17 protein-coding genes and 13 tRNA genes (1 of these 30 running past the window's edge) are annotated in these 15,488 nt (G+C 47.6%); 24 read left to right on the forward strand and 6 right to left on the reverse strand.

From position 1 onward, the window contains the following. Positions 1-50: 50 nt before the first annotated feature. On the reverse strand, positions 51-566 hold the full coding sequence (locus ACOMHB_RS09215) for a shikimate kinase (protein WP_448216382.1): 516 nt from the start codon (positions 564-566) through the stop codon (positions 51-53). 193 nt (positions 567-759) lie between these two features. Here ACOMHB_RS09215 and ACOMHB_RS09220 point away from each other — a divergent pair, with 193 nt between their 5' ends. Continuing rightward, positions 760-1,320, forward strand: coding sequence for a DUF2058 domain-containing protein (locus ACOMHB_RS09220; protein WP_448216383.1), 561 nt, complete (start codon positions 760-762; stop codon positions 1,318-1,320). A gap of 40 nt (positions 1,321-1,360) precedes the next feature. On the opposite strand, the gene ACOMHB_RS09225 is transcribed toward ACOMHB_RS09220, so the two are convergent. From ACOMHB_RS09225 to ACOMHB_RS09235, 3 genes are all read right to left on the reverse strand, one after another. After that, entirely contained in the window at positions 1,361-1,738 is a 378-nt protein-coding gene (locus ACOMHB_RS09225; protein ID WP_448216384.1) for a RidA family protein, read from the reverse strand. Between the two features lie 110 nt (positions 1,739-1,848). Continuing rightward, positions 1,849-2,772 (reverse strand): hypothetical protein, encoded by a 924-nt coding sequence (locus ACOMHB_RS09230; RefSeq protein WP_448216385.1) that lies wholly within the window; start codon positions 2,770-2,772, stop codon positions 1,849-1,851. Between the two features lie 45 nt (positions 2,773-2,817). After that, positions 2,818-3,714 (reverse strand): LysR family transcriptional regulator, encoded by an 897-nt coding sequence (locus ACOMHB_RS09235; protein WP_448216386.1) that lies wholly within the window; start codon positions 3,712-3,714, stop codon positions 2,818-2,820. A gap of 269 nt (positions 3,715-3,983) precedes the next feature. Here ACOMHB_RS09235 and ACOMHB_RS09240 point away from each other — a divergent pair, with 269 nt between their 5' ends. The 19 genes from ACOMHB_RS09240 (at position 3,984) to ACOMHB_RS09330 (ending at position 10,308) form a co-directional block, all read left to right on the forward strand. Further along, positions 3,984-5,276 (forward strand): cation:proton antiporter, encoded by a 1,293-nt coding sequence (locus ACOMHB_RS09240; RefSeq protein WP_448216387.1) that lies wholly within the window; start codon positions 3,984-3,986, stop codon positions 5,274-5,276. A 111-nt stretch (positions 5,277-5,387) separates the two neighbouring features. After that, entirely contained in the window at positions 5,388-5,525 is a 138-nt protein-coding gene (locus tag ACOMHB_RS09245) for a hypothetical protein (protein ID WP_448216388.1), read from the forward strand. 6 nt (positions 5,526-5,531) lie between these two features. Then, positions 5,532-5,846: an IS607 family transposase gene (locus ACOMHB_RS09250; protein ID WP_448218622.1), complete on the forward strand. Its 315-nt coding sequence runs from the start codon at positions 5,532-5,534 to the stop codon at positions 5,844-5,846. After that, complete coding sequence (locus ACOMHB_RS09255; RefSeq protein WP_448216389.1) at positions 5,819-6,340, forward strand: hypothetical protein; 522 nt, start codon at positions 5,819-5,821, stop codon at positions 6,338-6,340. Before ACOMHB_RS09250 ends, ACOMHB_RS09255 begins: the two co-directional genes overlap by 28 nt. Then, on the forward strand, positions 6,283-6,732 hold the full coding sequence (locus tag ACOMHB_RS09260; RefSeq protein ID WP_448216390.1) for a zinc ribbon domain-containing protein: 450 nt from the start codon (positions 6,283-6,285) through the stop codon (positions 6,730-6,732). The genes ACOMHB_RS09255 and ACOMHB_RS09260 overlap by 58 nt, the downstream gene beginning before the upstream one ends. A 171-nt stretch (positions 6,733-6,903) precedes the next feature. Then, positions 6,904-8,397: a glutamate--tRNA ligase gene (gltX, locus tag ACOMHB_RS09265; protein ID WP_448216391.1), complete on the forward strand. Its 1,494-nt coding sequence runs from the start codon at positions 6,904-6,906 to the stop codon at positions 8,395-8,397. A gap of 258 nt (positions 8,398-8,655) precedes the next feature. Continuing rightward, positions 8,656-8,731: transfer RNA gene (locus ACOMHB_RS09270), tRNA-Ala, on the forward strand. Between the two features lie 53 nt (positions 8,732-8,784). After that, a tRNA-Glu gene (locus ACOMHB_RS09275) sits at positions 8,785-8,860 on the forward strand. A 95-nt stretch (positions 8,861-8,955) separates the two neighbouring features. Beyond that, a tRNA-Gly gene (locus ACOMHB_RS09280) sits at positions 8,956-9,031 on the forward strand. A 43-nt stretch (positions 9,032-9,074) separates the two neighbouring features. After that, positions 9,075-9,150 (forward strand) — tRNA-Glu (locus ACOMHB_RS09285). Positions 9,151-9,187: 37 nt separating this feature from the next. Further along, positions 9,188-9,270: transfer RNA gene (locus ACOMHB_RS09290), tRNA-Gly, on the forward strand. A gap of 34 nt (positions 9,271-9,304) precedes the next feature. Further along, positions 9,305-9,380 (forward strand) — tRNA-Gly (locus ACOMHB_RS09295). A 43-nt stretch (positions 9,381-9,423) separates the two neighbouring features. Further along, positions 9,424-9,499 (forward strand) — tRNA-Glu (locus ACOMHB_RS09300). Positions 9,500-9,536: 37 nt separating this feature from the next. Continuing rightward, positions 9,537-9,619 (forward strand) — tRNA-Cys (locus ACOMHB_RS09305). Positions 9,620-9,653: 34 nt separating this feature from the next. After that, positions 9,654-9,729 (forward strand) — tRNA-Gly (locus ACOMHB_RS09310). Between the two features lie 43 nt (positions 9,730-9,772). Next, positions 9,773-9,848: transfer RNA gene (locus tag ACOMHB_RS09315), tRNA-Glu, on the forward strand. A 3-nt stretch (positions 9,849-9,851) separates the two neighbouring features. Beyond that, positions 9,852-9,927, forward strand: a tRNA-Ala gene (locus tag ACOMHB_RS09320). 195 nt (positions 9,928-10,122) lie between these two features. Continuing rightward, positions 10,123-10,198: transfer RNA gene (locus tag ACOMHB_RS09325), tRNA-Ala, on the forward strand. Positions 10,199-10,232: 34 nt separating this feature from the next. Beyond that, positions 10,233-10,308, forward strand: a tRNA-Glu gene (locus ACOMHB_RS09330). A 206-nt stretch (positions 10,309-10,514) separates the two neighbouring features. On the opposite strand, the gene ACOMHB_RS09335 is transcribed toward ACOMHB_RS09330, so the two are convergent. Beyond that, on the reverse strand, positions 10,515-10,715 hold the full coding sequence (locus ACOMHB_RS09335; protein WP_422133007.1) for a hypothetical protein: 201 nt from the start codon (positions 10,713-10,715) through the stop codon (positions 10,515-10,517). A 421-nt stretch (positions 10,716-11,136) separates the two neighbouring features. On the opposite strand from ACOMHB_RS09335, the gene ACOMHB_RS09340 reads away from it, so the two are divergent. From ACOMHB_RS09340 to ACOMHB_RS09350, 3 genes are all read left to right on the forward strand, one after another. Continuing rightward, positions 11,137-11,637, forward strand: a complete 501-nt coding sequence (locus ACOMHB_RS09340) for a GAF domain-containing protein (RefSeq protein ID WP_448216392.1) — start codon at positions 11,137-11,139, stop codon at positions 11,635-11,637. Between the two features lie 130 nt (positions 11,638-11,767). Beyond that, entirely contained in the window at positions 11,768-12,655 is an 888-nt protein-coding gene (locus ACOMHB_RS09345) for a DMT family transporter (RefSeq protein ID WP_448216393.1), read from the forward strand. A 64-nt stretch (positions 12,656-12,719) separates the two neighbouring features. Continuing rightward, positions 12,720-13,733 carry a hypothetical protein gene (locus ACOMHB_RS09350; protein ID WP_448216394.1) on the forward strand — a complete coding sequence of 338 codons (1,014 nt, stop codon included), beginning with the start codon at positions 12,720-12,722 and terminating at the stop codon, positions 13,731-13,733. A gap of 41 nt (positions 13,734-13,774) precedes the next feature. On the opposite strand, the gene ACOMHB_RS09355 is transcribed toward ACOMHB_RS09350, so the two are convergent. Continuing rightward, on the reverse strand, positions 13,775-14,332 hold the full coding sequence (locus ACOMHB_RS09355; protein WP_448216395.1) for a chalcone isomerase family protein: 558 nt from the start codon (positions 14,330-14,332) through the stop codon (positions 13,775-13,777). Positions 14,333-14,563: 231 nt separating this feature from the next. Between ACOMHB_RS09355 and ACOMHB_RS09360 the strand changes: the two genes are divergently transcribed. Further along, positions 14,564-15,488, forward strand: the 5' portion of a protein-coding gene (locus ACOMHB_RS09360) for an IS630 family transposase (protein ID WP_448218623.1). The gene runs 161 nt beyond the window's last position; only the first 925 of its 1,086 coding nucleotides appear in the window; it begins with the start codon at positions 14,564-14,566; its stop codon lies beyond the right edge, outside the window.

A 15,488-nucleotide genomic window follows, 5' to 3' on the forward strand; every position in this document is an offset into this window, starting at 1 on the left:
GTCATGGGCTTTTTGTTATCTGCTGTTTTTCCCCGGGTAGTTGCGATCACTCAATCTGTTTGAAGAAGTGGTTTAACCTGCTCAATGATTTCCAGCGCCAGCGAGTCCTGACAGAGGGTTCGGCAATCGATAGTTACATCTGCGTATTTCTTGTAAAGCATCACCCGTTCTTCAAACAGATCCTCAATGGTTTGATCTTCTGCGCGAGCGATACCCCGTGTATCAAAGTTATGAATGCGCTGACGAATCTGCTCAAGGTCCAGATCCAGAAAGACGATGATCGATTCTTTAGCAAGATGTTTCATGGCGGCTTCGCTGTAAACGGCCGAACCCCCGGTGGCAATGATGTGTCGTTTAAGATTAACTTTGAGCAGTTCTGCTTCTTCAATGTCTCGAAGAGACATATAGCCTGATCTGTCAACAATATCCTGCAGGGTTTTCTGTTGGCTGATCTGGATCAGTACATCGGTATCCAGAAAGCCAAAGGCCAGATCTTTGGCCAGAATAATACCAATAGTACTTTTTCCAGCGCCTGGCATACCGATCAGTGTGATGTTGGTTTTCATTGTTAGCGTCACCCGTGACTGCTTTCCAGAGTTTAGTGGCCTATTTTCAAACACCTGAATGCTCAACTGCAAGTCCTCTGTTGAAGGCATGTGTCTTATCTACCAGAGTTCGGCTGGCTCCGAAATCACGCGGCTGCTAAGATATCACTCCTGAGATTTTATCCATCTTCGATCCATCTATTTTGAGCAATCCATGAGTAAATCATTAAGAGACCAGCTGATGGGCGCTGGTCTGGCAACCAAACAACAGGCATTGAAAGCCAAATCCAGTAATAAGAAAAAGAAGAAACAGGCTGCCAAGACTGGTGAGCTGACCGATCAGGAAAAACGCCGTATTGAACTGGAAAAGCAGAAAGCCGACCAGACAGAGCGTGATCGTGAGCTCAATCGCAAACTGGAGGAAGAACGTCAGAAAAAGGCGCTTGCTGCACAGGTTTGTCAGCTCATTGAGATGAACACTATTCCCCGGGAAGTCGGTGATGTGGGTTATAACTTTGTGGTGGATGGCAAGGTTAAAAAGATCTATGTCTCTGAAGACATGCAAAACAGACTGAGTCGGGGGCTTTATGCGATCGGTATTCTGAGTCAGGCAGACGAGGAAGAGTATCGGGTGATTCCCGCAACAGTGGCCAGAAAGATTGAAGAGCGTCAACCTGCTGTTGTGGTTGTTCAGTCTGAAAGTCAGAGCGAGCTGACCCAAGAAGAGCAGGAGTGGTACGCGGATTATGAAATTCCGGACGATTTGATGTGGTGAAGCACTGGGGGCGTTCAGGCCCCCTTACTGACGCAACTGACTACTCAGTGGTGGCAATGACTTCAATTTCTACCTTCACATCTTTGGGCAGGCGAGCCACTTCTACCAGACTGCGAGCAGGGAAAGGGAAGGTAAAGTACTGCTTGTAAACTTCATTGATGTCAGTGAAGTCATTCATATCTTTTACGAACACCGTCGCTTTCTTGACCTTATTCAGGCTGCTGCCTGCGGCTTCCAGAACAGACTTTAGATTTTTCAGACACTGATGAGCCTGTTCTTTGGTGTCTTCAGACATTTCTCCGGTCTCAGGCTCAATGGGCAGCTGGCCGGAGGTGAAAATCAGGTTGCCAAACTGAATCCCCTGGGAGTATGGGCCAATGGCAGGTGGTGCATCCGGGGTTTCAATGACTTTGTGCATAATACTTAAGTTATCTGGGGAGGTTTACCAATTTTAGTTTGCGGATTCTAATCACCTGTCAGGGCTTTGTCATCGTAGTGAGGGGGGTTAACTGGCCGATTTCGGTACAATTACTTAACAGGAATATCCAGACCACCTTCTTTAAGGTACTTGATCACTTCTTTGTAACGCTTTTCGACGGAAGCATCTTTCAAGCTTCCGAACCAGAATCTCCAGACAATACTGCCAGCAGCATCCGCCGCCTGAGTACCATTAGTGCTAAAGAAGAGCGTGTTTCCTCGTTTAGTGGTCAGTAAGTAGGAGGCGCCTACTATTTCATCAGGCATTTCAGTGCAGGTCATCTCTTTGTCACGGAGACTGGAATTGGCAGTGTTATTAACCTCTTTTTTATAAATCTGCTGTTCTTCGGGCGAGCGTTTATCCAGACCGCCTTTGGTGTACGCCACATAAAGCTCCACAGGTGAACCTTTCTGCGCCATTCTGCGCAGGGTGAAAGTCCTGTCCTGAATGGTTTTAACCCGGTGCGGGTCATCCTGCATGGAAGCTGACATGGTCTGTCTGAGTGCTTTGCCCACAGGATTGCATAGCGGGGTGGTCGGTTTGCGGGTGTGGATAATCGCTGTTGCATGACTGAGAAGGGCTTCATCAAGCATATTCATCAAGCTCTGCTCAAAGGTTTTCTGAAAACTGACAGCTATTGGGCGTGTGAACTCATCACTGCCGGCAACCTGAACTTCAGGTGTGTGCATGAGGGGGCTGATGACCAGGCTTGCGATGCTGGTCTTGATACTGCTGGCAAGCTCTCCGTCACTGATTATTGTGCTGGAGATGTCCGTAAGCACAGTCATTTTCAGTTCATTGACATCCAGCTTTTCCAGCTCTGCATTGCTTATTTTCGATGCAGGCTCGGTCTCTTCAGACTCGGAGGCATTAGCTTTGGCCAACCAGAATGCCAGAATCAGAAAAACAATATTCCAGATGGTCTTGCTGGTAAAAAGCGGTTGTGAGTGTGAAGGCTTTGCTGTGAGCTGCAAAATAATATCCTTGTACGCTGTTCATCAGTAGCTCACTTAAAATAGTCAATATTCCGGTTTCTGCCAGCGAAGAGCTTTCAGTATCAGTTGAATGATCTGGCTCTGATACTTTTTCCTGTGAAGCAACAGAGAGAGGGTTCTTTTCATGGTGATTCCGGAGATTTTGACAGCAACCAGTTCGCCCAGCTCCAGTTCATGGCTGACGCAAAGCCGGGACAGGCAGCCGATGCCCTGACCATACTGTACCAGCTTTTTGATGGCTTCTGACTGGTTTAGTTCCATCTTGATAGGCAGGTCAGTCAGCTTTTGGCTTAGATGTTGATCAAAAATATTTCGGGTGCCAGAGCCCGGTTCCCTGAGAATCCACTGCTGGTGATTGAGTTCCTTCAGTGAGATTTCCCCCCGTTTAGCTATAGGGTTGTCAGGGCTGCAGATGACCAGCAGTTCATCTTCTTTCCAGGGGATGACGTCAATATCTTCATGCTGGCAGGGACCTTCTACACAGCCAATATCCAGGTCAAAGCTGGTTACCCGCTTGATGATGGTCTCGGTATTACGGATATCCATGTTAAAGCTGATCCTGGGGAAGTCTGCACTGAACCGGGCCAGAATATCGGGTAACAAATAGTTGCCAATTGTTGTGCTTGCACCGATTCGAAGATGACCCGATTCGGTGTTTTGCAGATCTCTGAACAGAGTTTCTATTTCAGACGTCCGATCCAGTAACTCGGAGGCCAGAGGCATGAGCAGCTCGCCCTGGTGATTGATCAGGAGCTTGTTGCCAGTGCGGTCAAAAAGCTGGCAGCCCAGCTGATTCTCCAGCTCGGCAAGGGCCATGCTGGTAGCGGGTTGAGAAAGGTTAAGCTGTTGGGCAGCCAGGCGAACCTGTCCGAGACTTGCGACAGCCCGGAATGTCTTGAGCTGTTTCAGTGTGATGTGCATGTTGAGGTTCTGATTAGGGTGACGCTTGTATTTTAAACTGGTTGAGCACAATACTGAATTTTAAGATGTCTGATTGTCTTCACCTTTACGTCTTTGTAACCTATGGAGTTAACGGCTGATGTAAGCTCTGCACCAGTCTCCTGGTTGAGCTGTCAATTCCTCTGTGGGATGCTATTTTTCCTTGGTACCTCAGGCGCAATTGTTCTTCCTGGTCAACCCGAATCGACATAATCCTGATGTCTCATTGAATCGTTTTCAGAGGTTTTGATATGCATGAAACCGGCCTTGCTACACAGGTCCTGATACTGGCTGCTCTGCTGCTGCTTGCCACCAGCTCAGCCATATTTCTAAAAAAATTGCGGTTTCCTTATACTATTGGTCTGGTAGTAATCGGCATGGCTCTGGGAATTCTGGCGCAATACACTGACGTATTGGGGCCCTTATTAAAGGTCGAACTGTCCCATGATCTGATCATGTATATCCTGCTTCCGGTGTTGATATTTGATGCGGCTATCAACATAAAGCCTCCACATCTGTTTCGTGAGATGACTTCGGTGTTGAATCTGGCCATATTTGGCGTAATCCTTTCTATGCTGGTGGTTGGGGTCATCATGAATGTGCTGACTCCCCTCAGTCTCGCTGGAGCTATGCTGTTCGGGGCGCTGATTTCTGCAACGGACCCCGTTGCCGTTATTGCCCTGTTCAAGGAAGTAGGAGCGCCGGCTCGAATGTCTATGCTGATGGATGCAGAGAGTCTGTTTAATGATGCCACAGCAATTGTTATCTTCGGGATTGTCCTGGCGGTTATTCAGGCCGGTGGCGGCCTCGGCGTTGGTGTTATGTTCGACGGAGTCTGGTCATTTATCGAAATCTTCTTTGGCGGAATACTGGTTGGTTTGGTCATGGGTATCGGTATGGACTGGCTATTGAAGCTGGGCAGAAACGAGCCCTTTGTGCAGATTGCTCATACCACTATCCTGGCGTACAGCAGCTTTATCATTGCTGATCACGTTTTGGGAGTGTCCGGTGTTATGTCAACTATTGCTGCGGGTATCGTTACTCGATCCAATTCAGGAAAAGTATTGTCTCAACAGGTGCGCAGCTTTATTACGCCTTTTTGGGAGTTTGTGGCCTTTATTGCTAACAGCCTGATTTTCCTGCTTCTGGGGATGAAAGAAAACCTGTTATTCAGAAATCTGGACCACTTACAGTACTATTACCCTTACCTGTTGATCGCCATTGCTTCTGTTCTGATTGGTCGTTTGGTCGTCGTCTATCTGCTCCTGCCTATATCTAACCGCCTGCCGGTTGGGCGTCCGGTGGATAACAAAATCAAAGCCATTATGTTTTGGGGTGGGTTGAGAGGTGTAGTGCCTGTTGCACTGATGCTGTCGATTCCTGACAGTATTCCCGAGAAAAAACTGATTATGGACATGACTTTGGCTGTGATTTTGTTCTCTCTTCTGGTTCAGGGCACTACAGTAAACTGGCTGATGAGAAAGCTGGGTGTCAATCAACACTACATCATAGTTAGAGAAGCTATGAAAAAGCTGGGGGGATGACCCTTTTAATGATTCATCGTGAAAGCGGTAATAAGCAGTTAAATAAAATTGCAACAATCGCAAAATCAATTACGCCAGGCACAAGATAAATCGTCAAAAGGTGAATTTATCTTGTGGGGTTCAACTACAAAGCTAGCCAAGATAGAAGGCGTAACCAGCCAAACTATGGGGCGCAAGATCGAAAGCGGTCACTACGAAAAAGTGAAGCAAACCAGTGGTGGTCACTTCCGCATATTCATTAGCCAGTAAAGGAAGATATGCTATGCAAGAGTCAGTTCTGGAAAGCAAAAATCCAGCATTGATACGCAAAAGCGTATCTTACTCAAAGAGCACCCTGATGCAGAATTTATCAGCGACATTGCCAGTGCTTTCAACTTTAAGCGAAAAGGACTGCAAACCATTTTGGAATCAGCGGTGTGCGGAAATCCAACCCATATTGTGGTTGCCACAAAAGATAGTCTTGCCCGATCAGGGTTTGGACTCATCAAATGGCTTGTTGAATTATCGGGAGGACACAAGATGCCAGCGGAAAATTCATCAACATGCGACCTGCCATTAAAGCTCAAGTGAAGCAAGAGCAAAAAGAAAGTGGCAGGGCTTATAACTCGCTTGTTTCTGATAATGGAACACTGGCGGCAGCGACCACATTCAAAGCGGTCTGCGAGCACAACAAGAAGCTCAAGGGAGCTAAAGAGGGCTTTGCAGAAATCAGTTTCAAAAGCCGCAAAGGTAGCAGGCACTCATTCTCTATTGACCGTTTGCCAAAGGGGTTAAATCCCTGCGTACAAGCTCTTGGCAAGATTCACCTGACAGAAGATGTGCCAGCAGAAGCGATTGGTAAATCTTGTGTCGTAACCTACGACAAAGGTCGCTGGTACATTCAGGTTCAACAACATATTGAGCTAAATCCCGAAATCCAAGGGACGGTTAGAAGCGTTGGAGTTGACCCCGGAGTTCGCACCTTTGCCACTTGCTACAGCGAAAAAGAGGCGTTGAGTTCCCCGACATGCCCCAGTGGGCAAGAGATCGGATTATTCATTTCAACAGGGAAATTGACCGGCTGAAATGCAAAAAGGATGACATTGTTCTTGATCTGCATAACCGGCTGGCGTTCGAGCTGGTGTCGAACTACGACGTTGTATTTTTGCCAATCTTTGAGACAAGAGGTATGGTCACACGCAAAGATAAGAAGGTTCGCACCATTCGCCGTAACACCTGCCGCCAGATGCTTGACCTCAATCACTACCCATTCAAAAAGCGGCTTAAGTGGTACGCAAAAAAGTATGGAAAGCATGTAGTTGATTGCAACGAAGCCTATACATCCAAGACTCAATCATGGAACGGGACCATTGACGAAAAATTAGGTTCTTCCAAAATTATTAAGGGTGAGGGCTTCACCGTTGATCGTGACATCAACGGTGCCAGAAATGTCTTTCTCAAGTGTTTGACAAGGTAGCTTGAACCTTATCCATAACAGCGAGTGTTGCGCTCGTTGCGGATTTAATCAAGAGCAACGCTAATGAACGGATTGTTGGCCTCAAGTATTAACCGGTCGTTGATTCGTTGTCGATGCGGCCCTGCAGGGTGTAGACTAGCGGCCACTTAAAACTTTACTCATTAGTAGATCATGACTGTTCGTACTCGCGTAGCTCCCTCACCTACCGGCGATCCCCATGTGGGAACGGCCTATATTGCCCTGTTTAATATGGCTTTCGCCAAAAGTCAGGGTGGGCAGTTTCTGCTTCGCATAGAAGACACTGATCAGGCGCGAAGTACCGCTGAATCTGAACAGCAGATTCTCGACTCTTTGCGCTGGCTGGGGCTGAACTGGGATGAAGGCCCTGATGTGGGCGGTCCTCATGGCCCTTATCGTCAAAGTGAAAGACGTGAAATTTACGACGAGCACGCGCAAGCGCTGCTTGATAAAGGGCATGCTTTTCGTTGCTTCTGCAGCGCTGAGCGTCTGGATGCCCTGAGAGCAGAGCAGGCTGAAACCAAACAGGGCTCAGGTTATGATGGTCACTGTCTGCATTTGTCTGAAGAAGAAGTGCAGAGCAAGATGGCTGCAGGCGAGCCCCATGTTATTCGCATGAAGGTACCTTCTCAAGGCAGTAGCAAAGTAGAAGATATGTTGCGTGGCACCATCGAAATTGAATGGTCTCAGGTGGATATGCAGGTTCTGGTTAAAGCAGACGGTATGCCTACTTACCATCTGGCTAATGTGGTCGACGATCACCTGATGGGTATTACTCATGTCATCAGGGGTGAAGAGTGGATCAGTTCTGCACCCAAGCACCAGCTGCTTTATCAATACTTTGAGTGGGAAATGCCAAAGCTCTGCCACATGCCACTGCTGCGAAATCCGGACAAGAGCAAGCTATCCAAACGCAAGAATCCAACCAGTATTACCTATTATCGGGATGCCGGCTACCTGCCAGAAGCGCTGCTGAATTACCTGGCTCGTATGGGTTGGTCGATGCCGGATGAGCGCGAGAAGTTTAACCTGGAAGAGATGGTTGAAAACTTTGACATCCAGCGTATTTCCCTGGGTGGTCCGATTTTTGACCAGGAAAAACTGTCGTGGCTGAACGCCAGTTGGATTCGTGAGGATCTGAGCACCGAGCAGTTTGCCGATCGCCTTCATAAATGGTTGCTCAACAGCGACTACATTATGAAGTTCCTGCCTTTCGCCCAGGGGCGTGTCGAAACTCTGGCTGACTTTGCTCCCATGGCCAGCTTTATGTTCTCTGGCATGTTAGAGCTGTCAGAAGAAGACTTTATACATAAAAAGCTTGCGTCGGCTGAGGTAAAGAAAGTGCTACAGTTCACCCTTTGGAGACTGGAGCAGCTCAGGCAGTGGAACAAAGAAAATATCTTTGCTGAAGTGAAAACCCTTGCCGGGGAGATGGGATTGAAGCTGGGAGATTTTAATCCTTCAATCTTTATCGCCATTGCCGGGACACCGAACTCCTGGTCGGTAATGGATTCTATGGCCATTCTCGGTGCCGACATGACTCGTGCCCGTCTGCGCCATGCGGTCAATGTTCTGGGTGGATTGTCCAAGAAAGAAACCAAGCGTTTTGAAAAAGAGTTCAGGGCACTGGGCGCTGGGTCTAAGTAAACCTGACTCATCCCTCCCTATAGAAAAGGCTGGATTTTTCCGGCTTTTTCTTTATCAGGGGTAGAAGCTTTGTTTAAAGCCTGAGCGGTAAAGCGTCCAGCGATAAAAAACTATATAACTATCTGCTTCAATTAAACATTTTTTCATAAGTGAGCTTGACAGGTCAGGGGGGCATCCATATCATTCGCCCTGCGTTTCGGGGCAGCCAAACATCTTTTCAGGAAGGGTAGGGTGAGCCGGAGTGTTAAGGAGTATTTTGGGGCTATAGCTCAGCTGGGAGAGCGCAACACTGGCAGTGTTGAGGTCAGCGGTTCGATCCCGCTTAGCTCCACCAAATTTTCAAAGCCAGACGTTTTGTTCGTTATAGGCGTTTGGATAAAAAATTGCGTCCCGTTCGTCTAGTGGCCTAGGACACTGCCCTTTCACGGCAGTAACAGGGGTTCGAGTCCCCTACGGGATGCCATTTTCAAAGTCAGTGAGTAGTATTTTTACTGATTGTTCTGACCGGCTAAGTCATTAGACTGCGTCGCTCAGTTCATTGTTTAATGCACTGATTAAGCGGGAATAGCTCAGTTGGTAGAGCACAACCTTGCCAAGGTTGGGGTCGCGAGTTCGAGTCTCGTTTCCCGCTCCAAATTAAAGGCTGTATGCACAAGCATATAGACACAAAAGATTGTGTCCCGTTCGTCTAGTGGCCTAGGACACTGCCCTTTCACGGCAGTAACAGGGGTTCGAGTCCCCTACGGGATGCCAATTTAAGACATTGAAGAAGTCATAAAAAATCTTCACTGCGGGAATAGCTCAGTTGGTAGAGCACAACCTTGCCAAGGTTGGGGTCGCCCCAGAGTTAAAGAGTGAGTCTCGTTTCCTGCTCCGGACTTTGAAGAAGTCCTGAATAATCTTCATTGCGGGAATAGCTCAGTTGGTAGAGCACAACCTTGCCAAGGTTGGGGTCGCGAGTTCGAGTCTCGTTTCCCGCTCCAAATTAAAGGCTGTATGCACAAGCATATAGACACAAAAGATTGTGTCCCGTTCGTCTAGTGGCCTAGGACACTGCCCTTTCACGGCAGTAACAGGGGTTCGAGTCCCCTACGGGATGCCAATTTAAGACATTGAAGAAGTCATAAAAAATCTTCACTGCGGGAATAGCTCAGTTGGTAGAGCACAACCTTGCAAAGGTTGGGGTCGCCCCAGAGTTAAAGAGTGAGTCTCGTTTCCCGCTCCGGACTTTGAAGAAGTCCTGAATAATCTTCATTGCGGGAATAGCTCAGTTGGTAGAGCACAACCTTGCCAAGGTTGGGGTCGCGAGTTCGAGTCTCGTTTCCCGCTCCAAATTAAAGGCTGTATGCACAAGCATATAGACACAAAAGATTATGTCCCGTTCGTCTAGTGGCCTAGGACACTGCCCTTTCACGGCAGTAACAGGGGTTCGAGTCCCCTACGGGATGCCAATTGGGGCTATAGCTCAGCTGGGAGAGCGCAACACTGGCAGTGTTGAGGTCAGCGGTTCGATCCCGCTTAGCTCCACCATGATAATGTTTCATAAAAAAAACAGTCATTTGACTGTTTTTTTTATGTCTTTATAAAGTTCGATTGAGCTCTTAATGAATTTGCTTTTTGGCAAGATCGCCGTAAACCCTCCGCAGGGCGGGGAGTGTCACAGACCTCGGTAGTATCTACTACTTGATCATTGAGAAAATAACTGCATAATACGCATCAGATTTTGGGGCTATAGCTCAGCTGGGAGAGCGCAACACTGGCAGTGTTGAGGTCAGCGGTTCGATCCCGCTTAGCTCCACCAATTTAACACTTTCCTGGTGTTAGCTAAATATTGTGTCCCGTTCGTCTAGTGGCCTAGGACACTGCCCTTTCACGGCAGTAACAGGGGTTCGAGTCCCCTACGGGATGCCATTTATCTTTGAAGTGATGAATAAATTGAGATGATCGAAAAGATAATTCAATCATTCGTTGCTGCAATACAATTCCTTTCCCTGGCACCGATTCCCTTCTTAATTATTAAATGTGCAGAATGCTTTTCATCAGTCTGTTTGTCCAGGTCGGTCAGCCAGAAAGTGAATTGTCTGGCTGATGCAGGCTGAATCAACCAGACAGAAATGTCAGAGCATATAAAGGCCAATTACAAAGAGAATACCGGGTACGAAGAAGCCTACCAAAGCACCGGATTCCCTGTCGCCCCAATGTTTGTCGGAAATCTCTCCCATCAGGTAGGTAGCGGCAATCCATGCCACCAGGCAGAAAGCCACGATGATCCATCCGGTGGTCGACATTTCTTCAAGAATTCGATGTAAATTGAACATTACAGCCTCTCTGTTAATTGTGCTTTTGAACACACACCCCCTTCTTAACACTAGTCCAGCTTAGACCGGCTTCGGGAAAGTGCACGGTTAGCCTTATAATTAGTTAGAGTGACTTTAGAGACATAAGTTCCCCTTGCAGCCTGTCGGACTTAAGACTGTCCTACTGCGGTTGCAATAAATTGGTCTAAAAATCCCTGTTTCTTCGTCAAATAGCTCGCTATTCTCCTCAGAAACAGAGATTTTTATCCTCAATTTCTTGCAATCCTCGCTACGGACGCTTAAGTCCGACAGGCTGCTTGGAGTCTCTGAACTTGTATATAAACTGGCTCTGATGGTGATAATAACGGCAGTGGCTAGGTACTCTGCTGCGAAATGCTACTAACTTAGGGCTGTATCAAGCTGTATCTAAATGAGTGCAAGTATGTTTAAAGTTGTTGAGATGCCGGAGGATAAAGCCAGCTTTTATCGAATATTGGTGGCTCAGGCAAAGGCATTGACTGAGGGTGAAATGGATGCGCTAGCCAATCTCGCCAATGTTGCCAGCCTGCTGTTTACGACCATGGCAGAGGTAAATTGGGCCGGGTTTTATATCGTCCGGGGCAATGAGCTGGTACTGGGGCCGTTTATGGGTAACCCTGCTTGTGTTCGCATCCCGTTTGGCCGGGGCGTCTGTGGTACTGCTGCCCGGGACCAAACCACCCAGCTAGTGGCTGATGTGACTGCATTTCCTGGTCATATTGCCTGTGATTCAGCCAGTCAGAGCGAGATCGTGATTACCTTGTCTGAAGGGGGTGAGGTGAAAGCGGTTCTGGACATCGACAGTCCGATCACTTCCCGTTTTGATGAAGAAGACCAAAAAGGTCTGGAGGCCTTGGCAGAATTGCTGGAAGAAAGGGTTCAATTCGACCAGCTTTGCTACTGAGGTCTATCCTGTACTCTTCTGTTCCGAAACCTCATTGCTCAACACTGGGGTTTTGGAGCGCATGGCAAGTTAAATCTCCAAGCCTAATGGGCATGATGTGTGCCTTATCTTTTTCAGGGAGGAGAAAACAGTGTCTACCTGGATCTGGCTCACTTTGATGGCCGCTGTTGCTCAGGCATTTCGCACGGCATGTCAAAAAACACTTTCTGAGCGAGTCAGTGTCTGGGGGACCACATTTTCCCGATATGTTTTCTCACTTCCCCTGGTTTGGGTTTATTTGTATCTGCAACTGCACTGGCAGGATTCTGAGCTGCCTGAGATCTCTTCCACTTTCCTTCTCTACAGTTTCGGCGCCGGATTGGCTCAAATCGCTGCTACGGTTGTTATCGTCAAGCTCTTTCACCTGAGAAACTTTGCGATTGGGGTTATTTATTCCAAGTCTGAGACGGTTCTGGTGGCTGTGTTGGGTGCCATTATTTTTTCCCAGATGCTCAGCTGGGCGGGCTGGATCAGTGTTTTGTTGGGGGCGGTTGGGTTGATCTTTTTGAACCCGCCCGGGCAGCAAGGATGGCGATCCCTGTTTTCGGTATCTGCTGCGTTTGGCCTCGGCGCAGGGTTCCTTCTGGCTTTGACCACCCTTTGGGTCAGACAGGCGAGTTTGTCGCTGGATGATGATCTGCTCGTGGCTTCGGCCTATACACTGACTGTCACAGTTCTTATGCAAACGGTGCTTTTGGGTGGCTTTATCTGGTTAAAAGAGCCTCAGACTCTGGGAAACCTCATTCAGCAATGGAAGTTAAGTGGCGCTGTCGGGCTTCTCAGTCTGCTGGGGTCGATCGGCTGGTTTACAGCCTTCAGTCTGCAAAACCCGGCCTTGGTCAAAACCTTGGGGCAGGTTGAATTCTTCTTCACGCTGATTATCTCCAGTCGTCTGTTCAGGGAAAAACATTCGCCTCGTGAATATTGTGGTATGGCTCTGATTCTGAGTAGTGTCATTCTGCTACTCTGGCTTGACTGATTTATTAAGGGGTAGGGCTAAAGGTCGATAAAACGGTTATTAAGCTATCAGAGGCTTTTTTCAAATGACCGCTCTCCGATCTTCCTTTCTGATCCTGTTACTCATCCTCAGTCGTGCCGCCAGGGCTGAATTCGTTGAATTACCGAAGATGCCGGACTTCTCTGAACTGCAAACCTATGAAGAGGCCATACACCTGCTGTTTCAGGGTAAAGGTAAAAACTTTAAAGAAATCATAACCGCCGGTGGCGAGCTCGATCGGGCTTACACCGCTTTGTTTGATGGTACTGAATGGTTTGTCAAAATCTTTCGAGAAGATTGTTATGAATGTGAACTGATACGCTTTGAGTCCGAATGGCTGCTGAAAAAGAAGCTTTCGCTTTACCCCTGGTTGGTCAGGGTGAATGCTGAACTGGTACTCCCGGATCGTGCTGCTACTTTCATACTCAATCAAAAGCAGCATTACATCCTGAGTTATCCTCTGGTTCCGGGCAGGAACTTGAGTGACATTTACAATCAACAGTATCTTGCCTCAGATTATGCCCTGAATACCAAACAGAAAATTTTGCTGAGAAAGTCTTTTTACCGTTATGGGCAGGTATTGGCTCTGGCTCATTTAGATCCAAAACGACCCGCCAAAAACATTGCCGAAATGTTGAGCCGGATGGTTCGGTTACACCTTCCGGACCGAAATGGAAATAATGAAATCTATGACCAGGAATCTGATCGAATCTACCTGGTGGACCTGGCGGAGACCATTGGCGAATTTGGTGAGCCAGCCTATGTGCATGAAGATCTTAAGGAAGTGGTGGGAAGTTTGGCTGAAATGGCCTCTGATGCTCAGACCAGGAAGGGGTTTTATTGTGGGGTTGCCTATGACTGCATAGTGAATCCGCTCAGGCAGTTTGCTCTGGGTTATGCAAGCAGTCTGCCTCTCTACAATCGCAAAATGGTAATCACCATGATAGGGGAGGCGATGGTGGGTTATCTGCAGGAAGAATGTCTTGGTGAAATGCAGGGAGACCGCTTTTGTCATGCCGTGGAAACTATTGAACAGCAGTTTCTCAGTGATCAGAGCTAAAGGTTCAGGAGTAAGCAGCCAGTAAACTGGCTGCGAAAGTATCATTGGCCCAGCATATTAGCCTTGAGGTCAGCATCGGCAGGTTGGTCTCCCAGCCAGACGCCCAGTAGAGCTTTGCTGAAGTCATCACCTTCGATGGTAGCCAGCTTTTTCCCATTCTTATAGACATTAACGCCCTTGCCGGGGGTGATAAACATTACGAAGTTATCACCCTTAACAATCTCGTCTTTGAAAACTTCGATAAAGGCGGTCAGTCGATCTTCGAGAGGTGCGACCTGACCACCGGTTGACTTCTCAAATCCTTCATTAACGGCTTCAGTGAGTTTTTCAGAAGTGATCAGTGTGGAGGTGATGAACAGCTGAATGGCTACAGGCGTTTTGCTGTTTAATACACTGCTGGCTTCACTGGCTTTTTCCGTGGTGAAGAGCGAGCCTACGTACAGATCAACAAAAAATTTGGAGCGGACACCTGCACCATTGAGTTTCAGAGTCTGGTTTTCCAGGGTTAGCGTTTCTGGAACATTTACACCATCTAGCTCAATGGCCTGGAGGTTCAGGCTCATTACAAGCGCTGAAACAAAGAGGAGTATTTTTTTCACAGATCTCTCCTGAAGGGAATGACGAAATGAAGAACTAAATATACGCTAACCGACGAATAACTGTGAAAAAAACAAATGTATTAATTGGTAAAGAAAAGAAAATGAAAAGAGACTGATCATAACCAAAGGTTGGAAAGTTGACCTGCTAGTGTAGTGCGACCTAATTAACAGTACATAAAGACTCCTAACGGTCTACTATGGATGTTATTCCAACCACTGCCTGTTTTTACTATGCGAGTTGCCACAGAGATAATACTTGATGCTTCTGAAGAAATACGACTCAGAAAGATTACTTCATCAAATACTTGCCCTCTTCGCTTGGCCCGCCGTGCCCAGATTGTTCTTCTCTCTGCAGAAGGAAAAAGCAATCTTAAGATTGCGCAAATACTGAAGATCGGTCGTCATCAGGTCAGCCGCTGGCGTGACCGATATGCTCAGGAAGGCTTCTCCGGGATTGAACAGGATCGAGCTCGCAGTGGCCGTAAAAAGAAGATTGATGCTGCTGAGATTGTGAGTCTGACCACAAACACCCTTCCGGAAAATGCCACTCACTGGAGCACCCGAACTATGGCTGCTGTTAGCGGTATCAGTGAGAGAAGTGTTCGCCGGATATGGCATGCATATGGCCTCAAGCCTCACCTGGAAAAGACATTCAAGGTGTCCCGAGACCCGAAATTTGTGGAGAAGCTTGAAGATATTGTCGGACTCTATCTGTCTCCTCCTGAACATGCGTTGGTGCTGTGCTGTGATGAAAAAAGTCAGGTTCAGGCACTCGATCGAACACAGCCTGGCTTACCGTTGAAGAAAGGGCGTGCCGCAACAATGACTCATGATTATAAACGACATGGTACAACCACTCTCTTTGCAGCACTGAATGTACTTGATGGTGCTGTCATCGGTCAGTGCCAGCAGCGTCATACCCATGTGGAATGGTTGAAGTTTCTTAAACAGATAAATAGGGAAACGGCAAAAGACAAAGAGCTGCACCTGATTTGCGACAACTATGCGACTCACAAACACCCGAAGGTGCGAGAATGGCTGGAAAAACATCCTCGTTTTCATATGCACTTTACGCCAACGTCAGCATCATGGTTAAACATGGTTGAGAGATTTTTTCGGGATCTCACGAGTCAGCGTTTACGCCGTGGTGTGTTTG

It is taken from the genome of Endozoicomonas sp. 2B-B (assembly GCF_053470045.1).